The sequence below is a fragment of the Methylobacterium sp. NMS14P genome (assembly GCF_028583545.1).
In the GTDB taxonomy this organism is placed as follows: Bacteria; Pseudomonadota; Alphaproteobacteria; order Rhizobiales; family Beijerinckiaceae; genus Methylobacterium.
In genome coordinates this window covers 4,652,212-4,666,169 of record NZ_CP087106.1, presented here as the reverse complement: position 1 = coordinate 4,666,169, position 13,958 = coordinate 4,652,212, and the positions used below count along the sequence as shown (strand labels likewise).

The 13,958-nt window shown below is 73.2% G+C and carries 14 protein-coding genes and 1 pseudogene; 13 read left to right on the top strand and 2 right to left on the bottom strand.

Features of this window, described 5'->3' with window-relative positions; genetic code table 11:
• Nucleotides 1-8: 8 nt before the first annotated feature.
• The 11 genes and pseudogenes from LOK46_RS22215 to LOK46_RS22165 form a co-directional block, all read left to right on the top strand.
• Nucleotides 9-1,583 (top strand): PepSY-associated TM helix domain-containing protein, encoded by a 1,575-nt coding sequence (locus LOK46_RS22215; protein WP_273560566.1) that lies wholly within the window; start codon nt 9-11, stop codon nt 1,581-1,583.
• A gap of 506 nt (nt 1,584-2,089) precedes the next feature.
• On the top strand, nt 2,090-2,695 hold the full coding sequence (locus tag LOK46_RS22210; protein WP_337251975.1) for a hypothetical protein: 606 nt from the start codon (nt 2,090-2,092) through the stop codon (nt 2,693-2,695).
• Nucleotides 2,696-2,787: 92 nt separating this feature from the next.
• On the top strand, nt 2,788-3,345 hold the full coding sequence (locus tag LOK46_RS22205; RefSeq protein ID WP_273560565.1) for an OsmC family protein: 558 nt from the start codon (nt 2,788-2,790) through the stop codon (nt 3,343-3,345).
• Nucleotides 3,342-4,295, top strand: a complete 954-nt coding sequence (locus tag LOK46_RS22200) for an aliphatic sulfonate ABC transporter substrate-binding protein (protein ID WP_273560564.1) — start codon at nt 3,342-3,344, stop codon at nt 4,293-4,295. The genes LOK46_RS22205 and LOK46_RS22200 overlap by 4 nt, the downstream gene beginning before the upstream one ends.
• 125 nt (nt 4,296-4,420) lie before the next feature.
• On the top strand, nt 4,421-5,269 hold the full coding sequence (locus LOK46_RS22195; RefSeq protein ID WP_273560563.1) for a transporter substrate-binding domain-containing protein: 849 nt from the start codon (nt 4,421-4,423) through the stop codon (nt 5,267-5,269).
• 64 nt (nt 5,270-5,333) lie between these two features.
• Nucleotides 5,334-6,077, top strand: a complete 744-nt coding sequence (locus tag LOK46_RS22190) for an amino acid ABC transporter permease (RefSeq protein ID WP_273560562.1) — start codon at nt 5,334-5,336, stop codon at nt 6,075-6,077.
• A gap of 29 nt (nt 6,078-6,106) precedes the next feature.
• Nucleotides 6,107-6,841 (top strand): amino acid ABC transporter permease, encoded by a 735-nt coding sequence (locus tag LOK46_RS22185; RefSeq protein WP_273564668.1) that lies wholly within the window; start codon nt 6,107-6,109, stop codon nt 6,839-6,841.
• 12 nt (nt 6,842-6,853) lie between these two features.
• Nucleotides 6,854-7,648 (top strand): amino acid ABC transporter ATP-binding protein, encoded by a 795-nt coding sequence (locus LOK46_RS22180; RefSeq protein ID WP_273560561.1) that lies wholly within the window; start codon nt 6,854-6,856, stop codon nt 7,646-7,648.
• The gene (locus LOK46_RS22175; protein ID WP_273560560.1) at nt 7,648-8,973 is read left to right on the top strand and encodes an MmgE/PrpD family protein; all 1,326 of its coding nucleotides are present in this window, start codon (nt 7,648-7,650) and stop codon (nt 8,971-8,973) included. Before LOK46_RS22180 ends, LOK46_RS22175 begins: the two co-directional genes overlap by 1 nt.
• 8 nt (nt 8,974-8,981) lie before the next feature.
• The gene (locus LOK46_RS22170; protein ID WP_273560559.1) at nt 8,982-10,298 is read left to right on the top strand and encodes an LLM class flavin-dependent oxidoreductase; all 1,317 of its coding nucleotides are present in this window, start codon (nt 8,982-8,984) and stop codon (nt 10,296-10,298) included.
• A 16-nt stretch (nt 10,299-10,314) separates the two neighbouring features.
• A pseudogene (locus LOK46_RS22165) lies at nt 10,315-10,752 on the top strand (methyl-accepting chemotaxis protein); the annotation flags it as partial.
• Between the two features lie 5 nt (nt 10,753-10,757).
• Here LOK46_RS22165 and LOK46_RS22160 read toward each other — a convergent pair.
• Nucleotides 10,758-11,447 (bottom strand): DUF2239 family protein, encoded by a 690-nt coding sequence (locus tag LOK46_RS22160; RefSeq protein WP_273560558.1) that lies wholly within the window; start codon nt 11,445-11,447, stop codon nt 10,758-10,760.
• Between the two features lie 72 nt (nt 11,448-11,519).
• Between LOK46_RS22160 and LOK46_RS22155 the strand changes: the two genes are divergently transcribed.
• Nucleotides 11,520-11,855 carry a GIY-YIG nuclease family protein gene (locus LOK46_RS22155; protein WP_273560557.1) on the top strand — a complete coding sequence of 112 codons (336 nt, stop codon included), beginning with the start codon at nt 11,520-11,522 and terminating at the stop codon, nt 11,853-11,855.
• Nucleotides 11,852-12,811, top strand: a complete 960-nt coding sequence (locus LOK46_RS22150) for an alpha/beta fold hydrolase (RefSeq protein WP_273560556.1) — start codon at nt 11,852-11,854, stop codon at nt 12,809-12,811. The genes LOK46_RS22155 and LOK46_RS22150 overlap by 4 nt, the downstream gene beginning before the upstream one ends.
• Before the next feature lie 28 nt (nt 12,812-12,839).
• Here the strand turns inward: LOK46_RS22150 and LOK46_RS22145 are convergent, their stop codons facing one another.
• Nucleotides 12,840-13,775, bottom strand: a complete 936-nt coding sequence (locus tag LOK46_RS22145; RefSeq protein WP_273560555.1) for a helix-turn-helix domain-containing protein — start codon at nt 13,773-13,775, stop codon at nt 12,840-12,842.
• Nucleotides 13,776-13,958: the final 183 nt, after the last annotated feature.

Here is a 13,958-nt window from a genome sequence, read left to right as displayed (position 1 = left end):
CGGTCGCCGTGCGCAAGACTTTCCGGCAGTCGATGGCGTGGCTCCATGCCTGGTCGGGCCTCGTCGTCGGCTGGGTGCTGTTCGCCGTCTTCGTGACGGGCACGGCGAGCTACTACCGGCCGGAGATCTCGCAGTGGATGCGGCCCGAGCTCCGCACCGACCGGTCCTTCGGGCCGGCGGAGCTCGCGGCGGCGGCCGAGCGCGGCGTCGCCTACCTGCAGGCCCACGCGGGCGGCGCGCGGACGTGGTTCCTCGCGCTGCCGCGGCCGGACCGGCCGGTGATGGAGCTGTTCTGGCGGACGGGCCCGGGCCGCCCGCCCGGCCACGTCCTCCTGGATCCCGACAGCGGCGCGCCGGCTGCGGTGCGGGCGACGCGGGGCGGCGACTTCCTCTACCGATTCCATTTCGAGCTGAACCTGCCGCCGCTCTGGGGCCGATGGATCGTCGGCGCCTGCGCGATGATCATGCTGGTGGCACTGATCTCGGGCATCGTCACGCACCGGCGCATCTTCGCCGACTTCTTCACCTTCCGCCGGGACAAGTCGGCCCAGCGGGGCTGGCTCGACGCGCACAACGTCACGGGCGTCCTCGCCCTGCCGTTCCACCTGATGATCACCTATACCGGGCTCGCCACCCTCATGCTGATGTACGTCCCCTGGGGGCTGAGCACGGCCTATCGCGGCGACAGCCAGCGCTACTTCGCCGAATCCGGCCAGATCACCGCGCCGCGCCCGCCCGCCGGCCAGCCCGGCACGCTGGCGCCGGTCGGCCCGCTGGTGGTCCGCGCCCTGGCGATGCGGCCGGAGCCCCTGGAGCGGATCACCGTCGTCAACCCGGCGGACGCGCGGGCCACCGTGGTGGCGGTGTTCGAGGAGCCGCACGGCCTCTCCCACGAGCACCCGCAGATCGCCTTCGACGGCGTGACGGGCGCGGTCCTGGAGGTGCGCGCGGGCGGCCTGCGGCCGGCGACCAAGACCTTCACCGCGATGGTCGGCCTGCACGAGGCGCACTTCGCCGGCCCGGCCCTGCGGGTGCTGTTCTTCCTGTGCGGTGTCGCCGGCAGCGCCATGGTGGCGACCGGGCTGCTGCTCTGGGCTGTGGCGCGCCTGCCCAAGGGGGAGGCGTCCCGGGGCTTCGGCCTGCGCCTCGTCCAGGGCCTGAACGTCGCGACGATCGCCGGCCTGCCCGCGGCCGTCGCCGCCTATTTCCTGGCCAACCGGCTCCTGCCCGCCGCGCTGCCCGCGCGGGCGGACTGGGAGGTCGGGGCCTTCTTCGCCGTCTGGCTGCTCGTCGCCCTGGCGGCGTTCCTGCGCCCGGCCGGGCGGGTCTGGCCGGAGACGCTGACGGCGGCGGCCGGGCTGTACGGCGCCGTCGCGGCCGCGGATGTCGGACGCCTCGTCGCGCACCGCATCGGCGGGGACGCGCCGGTCGAGCCGGTCTTCCTCGCCTTCGACGGCGCGATGCTGGCCCTCGCCGCCCTCATCCTGATCGCGGTCCGCACGCTCGCGCGGCGCGGCGGAGCGTCCCGCGGCCCCGCGAAGGCCGCCGGGCTCTCGATCGCGGGGCCCGCGCGGCAGGACTAGGCCCAGCCCGGCATTCCGGTACCGGGAGATCGAGGGTCGATATGATAAAATTGAACTGGTATCCTGAACCGGGTTCGACGAATAAATTCAAAATACTTCCTCGGGACTGACATATATCGGATGCGCATCGACTGTATCTGTGCAGAATGGAGCGGCCGGCATGCCAGCCGGTCGCGCCTGTGTCGTCGATTTTCACGCCCTTGATCCTTCGGCCCAGGCGTTCCAGCGCGGTCCATCCCAAGCGCACGCTGGACATGTCCCCGAGACCCAGAACTTGAGCCTCGAGGCGCGGCCCTCGGGGCTCTTTTTCTGCCGCGCCGGACGACGGGGCCCCGGCTGCCGTTCACGGACCCCGCGTGCCCGTACCAGAGGGCCACGGGAGCGGCAGGACGGGCATGCAGCGCATCACCATCGACGACGCCCTGGCGCCGCCCGCGCCGCGGAGACCGGAGGATCGGGGGCCCGCTACGGGGCCCTGAGCTACGTCTAGAGCCTTCACCCGCGACCTGGCTCGCCGGCCGACCGGCGAGGGGCATGAGCACGGCGTCTCCATCGCCAGCCTGCACGTGCACCGGAACCGCGACGCGTGCCTCGACGTGGCGGTCCTGCGCGGGCCGGTGGCCCGGATGCAGAGCTACGCCGACGCCGTCGTCACGCAGCGCGGCGTTCGCTACGGCCACCTGCACCTCATTCCCGAGCTCGTCGGCGCGGTTGAGTTCCACAAGGGGCCGTACTTCGTGCGCGACGGCGACCTTCGCCTCCGCGGGCCCGGTCGCATCGACTCTCTCGACAGCGTGCCGAAGAACCTCGCGCTGACCACGGTCGGCAGCTTCGGCGACGAGCGGGGCCCGTCGATCGCCTCGCTCCCGCTGGGCGAGGGCACCCTGCTCGTGGCCGGCGCGGCGCGGTTCTACGACGGGCCCTGGGCCGTCCCGGACGCGCTGCGCAAGCTCCAACATCGGCTACCCGGTCGACACCGGCGCGCTTCTTGGCGTCCCGCGCGTCGACCCGGCCTCCGGGCCGCGATCTCCGCGACGGCGGTGCATGGTCTGCACGGGCATCGCTTCGGTCTTCCGGCAGCCCTCGTCCCGGAAAGACCTTCCCGCCGGTAAGAGAACTACGAAAGCTCATTCTGCCGGCCGCGCGCTATCCTGGGATTGTCTCGGGAAAGTCCCGGATGTCCTGCCGCGCCGGATCGTAACGCATGTCCACCCTCGATGCCTATCTCGACGACAAGAGGCGCGCGCTGGCGGACCGCGCGGCGCGGATCCGGCGCGGCGCGGTCTCGCCCGTCCCGCTGTCGGCGCGGGCCACCGTGGAGGGGCGCAGCGGCGCGCGCCGGATCAGCATCCGCCGGCACGCGGTCGTCACCGACAGCCTGCCGGACTTCGCGGGCTCCGATCTCGGGCCGGGCTCGCCCGAGCTGCAGCTCGGCGTCCTGGGCTCGTGCCTCGCCCACACCGTGCTGATCCAGGCCGCGCTGCAGGACCTGCCGATCGCCTCCCTGGAGGTCGAGGTGACCGGCACCTTCGATCCGCGGGCCGGCGCGGAGGGGTTCGCCGACATCCCGGTTCACCCGCAGGACCTCGCCTACGCGGTCCGGATCGGGTCGGAGGCGGATCCCGCGCGGATCGAGGCGCTCCAGGCCCGCGTGGAGGCGGTCTGCCCGATCCTCAACCTGCTGCGTCTTCCGCAAGCCGTGACCGGCCGGTTCGAGCCGGTCGAGGCGCCCGCCCACCCCGCGACGGAGATCCCCGCGTGACGACCACACGACGCCGCGCCGCGGCCCTGATCCTCGCCCTCGGGGCCGGTCTCGCCACCGGCGCGGCCGCGGGGGACGCGGCGCCGAAGGAGTTCCGGATCGGCTACCAGAAGGTCGGCGTGGTCGTGGTGGCGCGCCGGCAGGGCGTCATCGAGACGCGCCTCGCGCCGCAGGGCGTCGCTGTCCGCTGGGTCGAGTTCCAGGCCGGGCCGCCGCTGCTGGAGGCCCTCAACGCGGGCAGCATCGATTTCGGCTTCGCCGGGGACACGCCGCCGATCTTCGCGCAGGCGGCCGGCAACGACCTCGTCTATGTCGGCGCCTCGGTGCTGTCCGGCGACGGCGAGGCCGTCGTGGTGAAGGCAGGCTCGCCGATCCGCACCGTCGCCGACCTCAAGGGCCGGGCCGTCGCGGTGGCGCGGGGCACCAGTTCGCACAACCTGCTGGTGACGGCCCTGGAGAAGGCGGGCCTCGCCTTCTCCGACATCCGGCCCGCCTACCTGCTGCCCTCCGACGCCGGCCCTGCCTTCACGAACGGCAGCGTCGACGCCTGGGTGATCTGGGATCCCTACCTCGCCCTGGCGCAGGCGCACGACGACACGCGGGTCCTCACCACCTCGCGGCAGATCCACGCCGTGTCGGACTTCTTCCTGGCGCGCCGGGACTTCGCCGACCGGTATCCGGGCGTCGTCACGGCGACGGTGGCGGCTCTGGCGGACTCGGCCGCCTGGGCAGAGGCCCACCGGGATCAGGTCGCGCAGGCGCTGTCGAGCGTGACCGGCGTCCCGTACCCGATCGAGACGACCGTCGCCGCGCGCTCCGAGTTCGGCGTCGGCCCGGTCACGGACGCGCTCCTGGCCAAGCAGCAATCGACCGCCGACCGGTTCCATCGGCTCGGGCTCCTCCCGCGGCCGATCCAGGTCCGGGACGCGGTCTGGACGCCGCGGACCTGACGGACCGGCCGCGCCGCGGCGAGGGACCGGCGGGCGGAAGGTTCCCCCGCGGATCGATCCGGCTTCCCGTGCTTGCCGGCGACCCGTATGGAGAATCCCGCCTCGCTGATCGCACCGGAGCCGTCATGGCGCGCACCCCCTCGTTGAAATCCTGCCTCGGCGCGCTCGCGCTGGCGTCGCTGAGTCTGGTCGTGGGGACGGCGGCCCGCGCGGACGCGACCCTCGACCGGATCAAGGGCCGCCAGAAGCTCACGGTCGGCATCATCCTGTCGGGGGCCCCGTTCGGGTACATCGACCCGCAGACCCGCGCCGAGAAGGGCTTCAACATCGACCTCGCCCGGGCGCTCGCCGACAAGCTCGGCGTCAAGGTCGAGCTGGTGACCGTCACGCCGCCCAACCGCGTGCAGTTCCTGCAGCAGGGCAAGGTCGATATCCTGATCGCCAACATGCAGTACACGGCGGACCGCGCGAAGATCCTCGACCACGTGCCGACGCCCTACGACCGCGCCGGGGGCGCCGCGCTGGGCCGCAAGGACAGCGGCATCCACGACTGGGCGGACCTGAAGGGCAAGCCGGTCTGCATCTCGCAGGGCTCGAACTACGCGCAGCCGCTGGCCGACACCTACGGCGCCGTGGTGAAGGGGATCCCGAGCCAGCCCGAGTCGATGCTGGCGCTCCAGGGCGGCAACTGCGTGGTGGCGGTCCACGTGGCGCCGACGATCAAGCTCCTGCTCGCCGACCGTCCGGACGCGTGGAAGGACTACGCCATCGTCATCCCCACCGAGCTGGAGCCGGCCGATTCCGTGATCTGGCTGCGCAAGGGCGAGCACGACACGAGCGCGGCCCTCGACGCGGCGGTGCGGGACCTGCACGGCTCGGGGGCCATGCTGGCCATGGCCAAGGCGAACCGGCTGGTCGACCCGACCTTCCTGGAGGAGGAGCAGCGCAAGTTCGCCGCGCAGGCCAAGCCGTGATCGATGCCGTGATCGATGCCGTGATCCGGACGCGGCCGGCGGCACGGGCGGCGGCACGGCCGGCATGATCGACGCGGTCCTGCAGCGCTTCATCGCCGGCGCGGCCACCCTGGGGCTGCACTACGACTTCCTGCTGAGCGGCGGCGAGGTTCGCTCCTGGCTGGCTGGCATGGCCATGACGCTGCTGCTCGTCGTCCTGGCGATCCCGCTGAGCCTCGCGGCCGGGACCGCCTTCGCGGCGGCCCTGACCTCCGGCCGCCCGTGGCTCGCCGGGCCGGTGCGGGCCTATGTCGAGCTGACGCGCAACACGCCGACGCTGGTCCAGCTCATGTTCGCGTTCTTCGCGCTGAACATGCTCCTGTCCCGGGCGCTGGGCGGCGCGGCGCACAACCCGTTCAGCCCCGTCTTCTGGGTGGTGGCGGTGACGGGCCTGCACGTCGCGGCCTTCCACGCGGAGGCCCTGCGCGGCGGGATCGAGGCCGTGCCGGCGCCGCTCGTCGAGGCCGCCCAGGCGACCGGCTTCTCGGGCCTGGAGATCCTGCGCTACGTGACGCTGCCGCTGGCGCTCCGCACGGCGCTGCCGGCGCTCGTGAACAACCTCGTCAACCTCGTGAAGCTCACCACCATCGGCTCGGCGATCGCCGTCAACGAGGTCACCTACGCGTCGATCATGATCTGGACGCAGCGCGACAACGTGCTCGAATTGATGATCGTGATCCTGCTGTTCTTCGGGCTCATCAACCTGACCGTGTCGCGGATCGGCCGCCTCGTGGAGCGCCGCCTCGCCGTGCCGGGATACGGCGCGTGAGCGCCGCCGCGCTTCCCGTCCGCTTCGCCCTGCGCGCGGCCTGGCCCTGGCTCGCCGCGGCCGGCCTGCTCGGGTGGCTCCTCGACGCGCGGCTCACCCGCGACCTGCTGGACTGGCTGCCCTATCTCGCCTCGGGCTTCGTCATGAACGTCGTGATCAGCGTGCTGGCCATGACGCTGGGGACGCTCGGCGGCGTCGTCCTCGGCGCCATGGAGCTGTCGGCCGCGCGGCTCGTGCGCGCCCCGGCCGTGGCCTACGTGCAGGTCTTCCGCAACGCCCCGCACCTCGTGCTGATCTTCGCCACCACCTACATCTTCCCGTTCGAGATCGTGGTGGCCGGCAACTACCTGCCGTTTCCCGACTGGCTGAAGGCGGTGCTCGGCCTCGCGGTTCCCGCCGCGGCCTACGTCGCCGAGATCGCGCGCGGCGCGATCCAGTCCGTGCCGACGACGCAGTGGGACGCCGCCAAGGGCATCGGCCTGTCGCGGGGGCAGACCCTGCGCTGGATCATCCTGCCCCAGTGCCTGCGCCGGGCGCTGCCGCCCTGGATGAACCTCTACGCGTCGATCACCATGAGCACGGCGCTCGCCTCCCTGGTCGGCGTCCACGAGCTGCTCCACGCCGCGACCGATGCCAGCACGGCCGTGCGCCGCGACGACTTCACCGTCGCGATCTACCTGACGGTGCTGCTCGCCTTCTTCCTGTTCTGCTACCCGATCTCGCGTCTGACCCGGCGGCTCGAACGCCGCCTCGCCCGCCGCTGACCGCCGGACCTTATGGCTCAAGACCCCGCAAACCGGCCGATCCTCGTGGACCTCCAGGATGTCCACCTGTCCTTCGGCGCCGTCGAGGTGCTCAAGGGCATCGACCTCACCGTGGCCAAGGGCGACGCGGTCTCGATCATCGGCCCGTCCGGATCGGGCAAGTCCACGATCCTGCGCTGCATCAACGGGCTCGCACAGCCGCAGGCGGGCCGGATCACCGTGGCGGGTGTGCGGGTCGACGCCCTGAGAACCGAGGCCGAGCGGATCGCCCTGCGCAAGCGCATCGGGGTCGTGTTCCAGCAGTACAACCTGTTCCCGCACCTCACGGTGCTGGAGAACATCACCCTGGCGCCGGTCCGGATCCTCAAGGTGCCGCGGGACGAGGCGGAGGGCCACGCCCGGGACCTCCTCGCCCGGGTCCGCCTCGCCGACAAGGTATCGGCCTATCCGGGCGCGCTGTCCGGCGGCCAGCAGCAGCGCGTCGCCATCGCCCGCGCGCTCGCCATGCGGCCGGAGCTCGTGCTGTTCGACGAGGTGACCTCGGCCCTCGATCCCGAGATGGTCGGCGAGGTGCTGGCCGTGATCCGCGAGCTCGTCCGCGAGGGGCTGACCAGCATCTTGGTCACCCACGAGATGCGCTTCGCCGAGGAGATCAGCGACACGATCGCGTTCACCGAGAACGGCCGCATCGTCGCGCAGGCGCCGCCCGCGGAGCTGTTCTACCGGTCCGACAACCCGCGCATCCGCCAGTTCATCGGCGGCTTCCAGGGATTCCGGGACGCGGTGCAGGACCGGGAGGGCATCTGATGCCGGACTCGCTCACCGCCGCGCTGGCGGATTCCATCGCGGGGTCCCGTCCGGACGCCGATACCGCCGCGATGGCGGCGGCGCGCCTCGCCCTGGTGGACTTCCTCGCCTGCGCCCTCGCGGGCAGCCGGGACCACACCGTCGTGACCGTGCGGACCGCGATGGGCGACACGCCCGGCCGGTCCCCGGTCATCGGCTCGACCCGGCCCGCGGACCCGCTCCTCGCCGCCGTCCTCAACGGCTATGCCGGCCACGTGCTCGACTACGACGACGTCCACGCGAGCGTGCGCGGGCATCCCACCACGGTGATCGTGCCGGCGCTCCTGGCGGCCCTCGACCCGGAGGCGCCGCCCTCCGCCGAAGCGTTCCTCGCGGCCTACCTGGTCGGCCTGGAGACGATGGCCCATCTCGGCCGCGCCATCGGTCCCACCCACTACGAGCGCGGCTTCCACGCCACCGCGACGCTGGGGCCCCTCGGCGCGGCCGCCGCGATCGCGCATCTGCGCGGGTTCTCGGCCGAGACGACCGCGATCGCTCTCGGTCTCGGCGCCACGCAGGCCGCCGGGCTGCGGCTGCAGTTCGGGTTCGACGCCAAGCCGCTCCATGCCGGGCTCGCCGCCCGCAACGGCCTGATCGCGGCCCGCCTCGCCGAGGCCGGCCTGTCCGGCGCCCCCGAGAGCCTCGACGGCGCCAACGGCTTCCTGCAGGTCTACGGCTTCGGCGAGGCGCGGCCCGAGCGCGTCCGCGAGGGCTGGGGGGCGCCCTGGCAGATCCTCCGCCCTGGCCTGACCCTGAAGGCGTTCCCCTGCTGCACGGCGGCCCATCCGGTGGCGGTGGCCGGCCTCGCCTTCCATCGCGAGGGGTTTCGCGACGCCGCGCGGGCGACCATCACCTTCCCGCCGGGGGGCGACGCCGCCCTGGTGATCCGCGCGCCGGGCACCGGCATCGAGGCCCGCTTCAGCCCCGAATACATCCTGGCCGCCGCCCTGGTGGACGGCGCGGTGCGCCTCGACCACTTCGACGCGCGCCCGGTCCGCCCCGACCTCGCGGCGCTCGCCGCGCGGGTCGAGCGCCGGCACGACGAATCCGCGCCCCGCCTGTCCGCCGATCCGGCGACGCGGTTCGTGGTGGTGGAGATCGCCGACGCGCAGGGCCGCACCGCGCGGCGGCGCGTCGACGGCCTGCCCGGGCTCGACGATGCCGACGCCAAGTTCCGGGACGCCACCGCGGGATCCGACGCGCTGAGCGCGGTGCCGGATCTCGTCCGCACCATGCGCGATGCCGGCGATCTCGCGCGCCTCCTCCAGCTCCTCGCCCAGCCGTGAGCCGCCCCATGACGACCGACCGGACCGCCGCCGCGCCGCGCCAGATGCATCTGGGCCTGTTCCTCCAGGGGGCCGGCCACCACGTCTCGGGCTGGCGCCACCCGAGCGCGGAGGCGGGCAGCGAGAATTTCGACCTCCTGCGCCGCGTCACCCAGATGGCCGAGGCCGCCAAGTTCGACATGGTCTTCCTGGCGGACGGCCTCACCAGCGCTGTCGACGCCCACCCGTCCATGATCGCCCGGTTCGAGCCGCTGACGCTGCTCAGCGCGCTCAGCATGGTGACGGACCGGATCGGCCTCGCGGCGACGGCCTCGACCACCTACGGCGAGCCCTACCACGTGGCCCGCGCCTTCGCGTCGCTCGATCATCTCAGCGGCGGCCGGGCGGCCTGGAACGTCGTCACCACCTCGTACGCCCGCACCGCCAACAACTTCTCCAAGGAGCACCCGGCGCACGACGAGCGCTACGCGGTCGCCGAGGAGTTCGTGGACGTGGTCTGCGGTCTCTGGGACAGCTGGGACGACGACGCCTTCGTCAAGGACAAGGCCCGCGGGGTCTACGCCGACCCCGCCAAGGTGCGGATCCTCGACCATGCGGGCCGCTATTTCCGCGTGAAGGGGCCGCTCAACATCCCGCGCGCGCCGCAGGGCCATCCGATCCTGATCCAGGCCGGCTCGTCCGGCCCCGGGCAGGACCTCGCGGCGCGCCGGGCGGACGTGGTGTTCACCGCCCAGCAGGACATCGCGGAGGCCCGGAGCTTCTACGCGAGCCTCAAGCAGCGGGTCGCCGGCTTCGGGCGCGATCCGGCGACGGTGGCGGTGATGCCGGGCTTCCTGCCGGTGATCGGCCGCACGCTGGCGGAGGCGAGCGCGAAGCTGATCGAGCTCGACCAGTGGACCCCCATCGCCAGCGCGATGCCGCTCCTGGAGGAGCGCGTCGGCCACTCGCTCGCATCCTACGACCTCGACGGACCCCTGCCCGACCTGCCGGTCTCGGACCAGCTCCGCAGCCGCGCCGAGCTTCTCACCGCCCTGGCACGCCGGGAGGGCCTGACCATCCGCCAGCTCGCCCTGCGGGTGGCGGCGGGGCGCGGCCACCACATGATCGTCGGCACCGCCGCGGACGTGGCCGACCGCATGCAGGCCTGGTTCGAGGGGGGCGCGGCCGACGGCTTCAACGTCATGCCGCCCTTCTTCCCCGACGGCCTCAGCGACTTCGTGCGCGAAGTCGTGCCGCTGCTGCAGGAGCGCGGCCTGTTCCGGACGGAGTATGCGGGCACGACCCTGCGCGCGCATCTCGGCCTGTCGCGCCCGGAGCCGGAATAGGGCGCCGCACAGGGGGCTGTCGCGCATCGTCGGCCAGACCAACCTGCTGGCGCTCAACGCCACGATCGAGGCGGCGCGGGCGGGTGCGGCGGGGCGGGGCTTCGCGGTGGTGGCCTCCGAGGTGAAGGCGCTGGCCGAGCAGACCGCCAAGGCGACCGAGGAGATCGCCCGCCAGATCGGCGAGGTTCAGGGGGTGACCGCGCAGGCGGTGACGGCGATCGGCGGGATCACGGGGCGGATCCGGGAGATCGACACCGTGGCGACGTCGATCGCGGCGGCGGTGGAGCAGCAGGGCGCGGCCACGCAGGAGATCGTGCGCAACGTCGCGCAGGCCTCGGAGGAGACGGGGGCGGCGGCCAGCCAGGTCCTGTCGGCGGCCTCCGAGCTGTCGCGGCAATCCGAGCATCTCGGTGCCGAGGTCGGCCGCTTCCTCGCGACGGTTCGCGCCGCCTGAGCGCGTCAGCGCCGGGTGCGCGACGGCGCATCCGGGCCCGTCGACGGGGCGGCCCGGGCCGCGAGCTTCAGCGCGTGGTTCCGGACGTCGGGGGGCCACGCCGCCATGCGGTCGGCGAAGCCCGCGCCGTCGCCGGCGAAGAGCGCCCGGATCACCTCCTCGAAGCCGGGCAGATCGCCCGCCACGGCGGCGAGGAAGCGGTAGGCGGCCTCACGGGCAGCCTTCACCCGGCCCTGCCCGCCTTCCGTCCGCCGCGCGTCGTCGACGAGCCGCCGCAGCGCCTGCGAGGCGCCACCGGGCTGCGCCGCGAGCCACTCCCACTGACGGGGGAGCAGCGTCACCTCGCGGGCGATCACGCCCAGCTTGGGGCGACCGCGGCCCCGCGCGGCGCCCTCGAGGTCCGGCCGGCTCCCGCGACCGTTCGCGGCGGCGTCCGCGGTTTCACGCCGGGCGAGCCGGGCGACGACGTCCGCCTCGGTGCCGCGCAGGTCGAGGTCGACGACGGCACCGGACCGATCGTCGAAGGTCAGGGCGGGGTCGCCGCCCTTCGCGGCCCATGCCTTCACGGCGAGCGCCACGTCGCGCAGGGCGCCGCCGGCGAGCCGCCGCGGGCCCACGAAGGCGGTGTAGGTCGGCGGTGCCTCATCCGACTTGGCAGGTCCGTCCGAATCCCGGCCGGGGCTGTCCTGGTCCATAATTTTACCCGGGTAATATTGCCTGCGTCCGGCCCCTTCGATAGCATCGCTGCCGAAGTGAGAGGACGTCCAATGCCGAAGGAAGCCCGGAAGGCGGCCGTGAACGCCTACAAGGAGCGCACGGTCGAGGCCGGTATCTACGCGATCCGCTGCGCGGCCACCGGCGAGACCTGGGTCGGCGGGGCCCCCGACCTGTCGACCATCGGGAACCGCCTCTGGTTCACCCTGCGCCTGGGCACGAACCCGCACCGCGCGCTCCAGGACGCCTGGAACCGGCACGGCGCGGAGGCCTTCGCGTTCGAGATCGTCGAGCGGCTGGACGAGGAGGCGAGCGGCTACGTCAGGGACCGGGTGATGAGGGAGCACCTGACCCGATGGGCGGAACGCCTCCGGGCCACCCGGATATGAGCGCGCCGGACGTGTCGGGCCGCCTGTCGGCCAACGGCATCACCCTGGCCTATGACAGCTTCGGCGACGCGGCCGCCGAGACGATCCTCCTGATCGCCGGTCTCGGGACGCAGATGATCCGCTGGACCGAGACCTTCTGCCGGGCGCTGGTGGACCGCGGCTTCCGGGTCGTGCGGTTCGACAACCGCGACTCGGGGCGCTCGACCGCCTTCACCGCGCACGGCGCCATGGACTTCGCGACCTTGTCGGCGGCGCTGGCCGAAGGCCGGCGGCCGGACCTCGCCTACACGCTGGCCGACATGGCGCTGGATGCGGTCGGGCTGCTCGATGCCCTGTCGGTCCGCCGCGCCCATGTCGTCGGCCGCTCCATGGGCGGCATGATCGCCCAGATCCTGGCGAGCGAGCATCCCGCGCGTGTGGGATCCCTCACCGCGATCATGTCGAGCACGGGCAATCCGGACCTGCCCGCGGCGGCGCCCGACGCGATGGCCCTGATGATGCGGCCCGCCCCCGACCCGTCACTGGACGCGGCGGGCTTCGTCGCGCAGGCCGTCGCCGTCGCCCGACGGCTCGCCGGCCGGTCCGACCCTCTGGACGAGGCGGCGTACCGGGCGCTCGTCGACGCGGAGCTGAGCCGCGGCTACGTCCCCGACGGCTTCGGACGGCAGCTCGCCGCGATGGTCCTCGCGGGCGACCGACGCGCCCGATTGGCGGCGATCCGCGCGCCGACCCTCGTGGTGCACGGGACGGAGGATCCCCTGTTCCCGCTCGCCTGCGGGCAGGACATCGCCGACGCGATCCCCGGCGCGGCGTGGCTGCCGATCCAGGGGATGGGACACGACCTGTCGCCGTCGCTGCACGGCCCCATCGCCGACGCGATCGCGCGAACCGCGCGGCGCGCGACCCTGTCGGTGGCCGGAGAACCGCCGGCCATCGATCCGGAGCGCGGCGCGTGACGGTTCGTCCGCGGCGGTCCCGGTCGCGTCAGCCGCCGCTGCGGGAGGCCCGGTAGTCGCGCGGAGTCAGGCCGTAGGTCTCCCGGAACGCACGACTGAGCTGGGCGCTGCTCCCGAAGCCGTACGCCTCCCCGATCTCCCCGATCGACCGCGGCTCCAGCGGATTGTCGAGGGCGGCCCGCACGGCCGCGAGGCGCTGCCGCGCGCGGTAGCGCGCCACTCCGCCTTCCGGTTCGAACAGGCGGTAGAGCTGGGAGCGCGACATGCCGAGCGCCCGCGCCACGGCGTCGATCCGGGGCGGCGTGTCGAGCTGGCCGCGGATGAGCCGCTTCGCGGCCCTGAGCCGGGCGGCCTCGAGCGGTGCGGCCGCGCGGGCCGCCCCGTCCAGGCTCGGGCGCGCGCAGGCCGCGACCATGTGGAGCGTGGCCTGGGCGATATGGGCGGCGTCGGTCGTGGTGATCGCTTCGCTGTGCGCGGCCAGGCTCCGGATGTGATCGGCGAGGAGGCAACCCGCGCCGCCGGCCAGGATCAGCCCGTGCATCGCGTCCTCGTCCGGCAGCACGGTGGCGATGGCGGCGCGCGAGACCGCCAGGATCAGCGAGTCCGTCTCCGGCACCCGGCTGCGGCGGTACGGCTGCGACAGGTCGTTGAGGCTGACCGCGCCCGCCGGAACCTCCACCACACCCCGTTCGGTCTCGACGCTGTAGGCGTGCCGGCTCAGGTGCAGGACGAAGCCGTCCTGTCCGTCGCGCCGGATCTGGGACCGGGACCGCGCGGGCCCCTGCGGTGCGGCGTTCATCACGCGCAGGGCCATCGGGCCGATCAGCGTCGTCTCGATCCGGCCCGTGAAGCCGTGCGGATCGGCATCGAGGTCGTGGGCGGAGAACAGCGCCCGCCATGCGGCGAAGCGGTCGCGTTCCGGAAGGGCGTCCGTGGTGAAGAGAGACCGGGGTACGAAGTTCACGGCGGGACCAACGACCGAGGGTGGGCGATTTTACCTTACGTTGCGCATTCGGCCAGTGCCAACGGGACACAATCTACGATCGGCGGCGGCCGGTCCTGCGGTGTGATGGCCGGTGACCTCTGATCCACCGTCTGGCCGAGGCCACGCCCGCGCTGGCTCCTGAGGCGCGTAGGCTTGCACGAA

What these genes read in the sequence shown, in the direction of transcription:
- LOK46_RS22205 (WP_273560565.1), top strand. Translation starts at nt 2,788, where the DNA reads ATGTCCACCCTCGATGCCTATCTCGACGACAAGAGGCGCGCGCTGGCG.
- LOK46_RS22195 (WP_273560563.1), top strand. Translation starts at nt 4,421, where the DNA reads ATGGCGCGCACCCCCTCGTTGAAATCCTGCCTCGGCGCGCTCGCGCTG.
- LOK46_RS22190 (WP_273560562.1), top strand. Translation starts at nt 5,334, where the DNA reads ATGATCGACGCGGTCCTGCAGCGCTTCATCGCCGGCGCGGCCACCCTG.
- LOK46_RS22180 (WP_273560561.1), top strand. Translation starts at nt 6,854, where the DNA reads ATGGCTCAAGACCCCGCAAACCGGCCGATCCTCGTGGACCTCCAGGAT.
- LOK46_RS22175 (WP_273560560.1), top strand. Translation starts at nt 7,648, where the DNA reads ATGCCGGACTCGCTCACCGCCGCGCTGGCGGATTCCATCGCGGGGTCC.
- LOK46_RS22170 (WP_273560559.1), top strand. Translation starts at nt 8,982, where the DNA reads ATGACGACCGACCGGACCGCCGCCGCGCCGCGCCAGATGCATCTGGGC.
- LOK46_RS22160 (WP_273560558.1), bottom strand. Translation starts at nt 11,447, where the DNA reads ATGGACCAGGACAGCCCCGGCCGGGATTCGGACGGACCTGCCAAGTCG.
- LOK46_RS22155 (WP_273560557.1), top strand. Translation starts at nt 11,520, where the DNA reads ATGCCGAAGGAAGCCCGGAAGGCGGCCGTGAACGCCTACAAGGAGCGC.
- LOK46_RS22150 (WP_273560556.1), top strand. Translation starts at nt 11,852, where the DNA reads ATGAGCGCGCCGGACGTGTCGGGCCGCCTGTCGGCCAACGGCATCACC.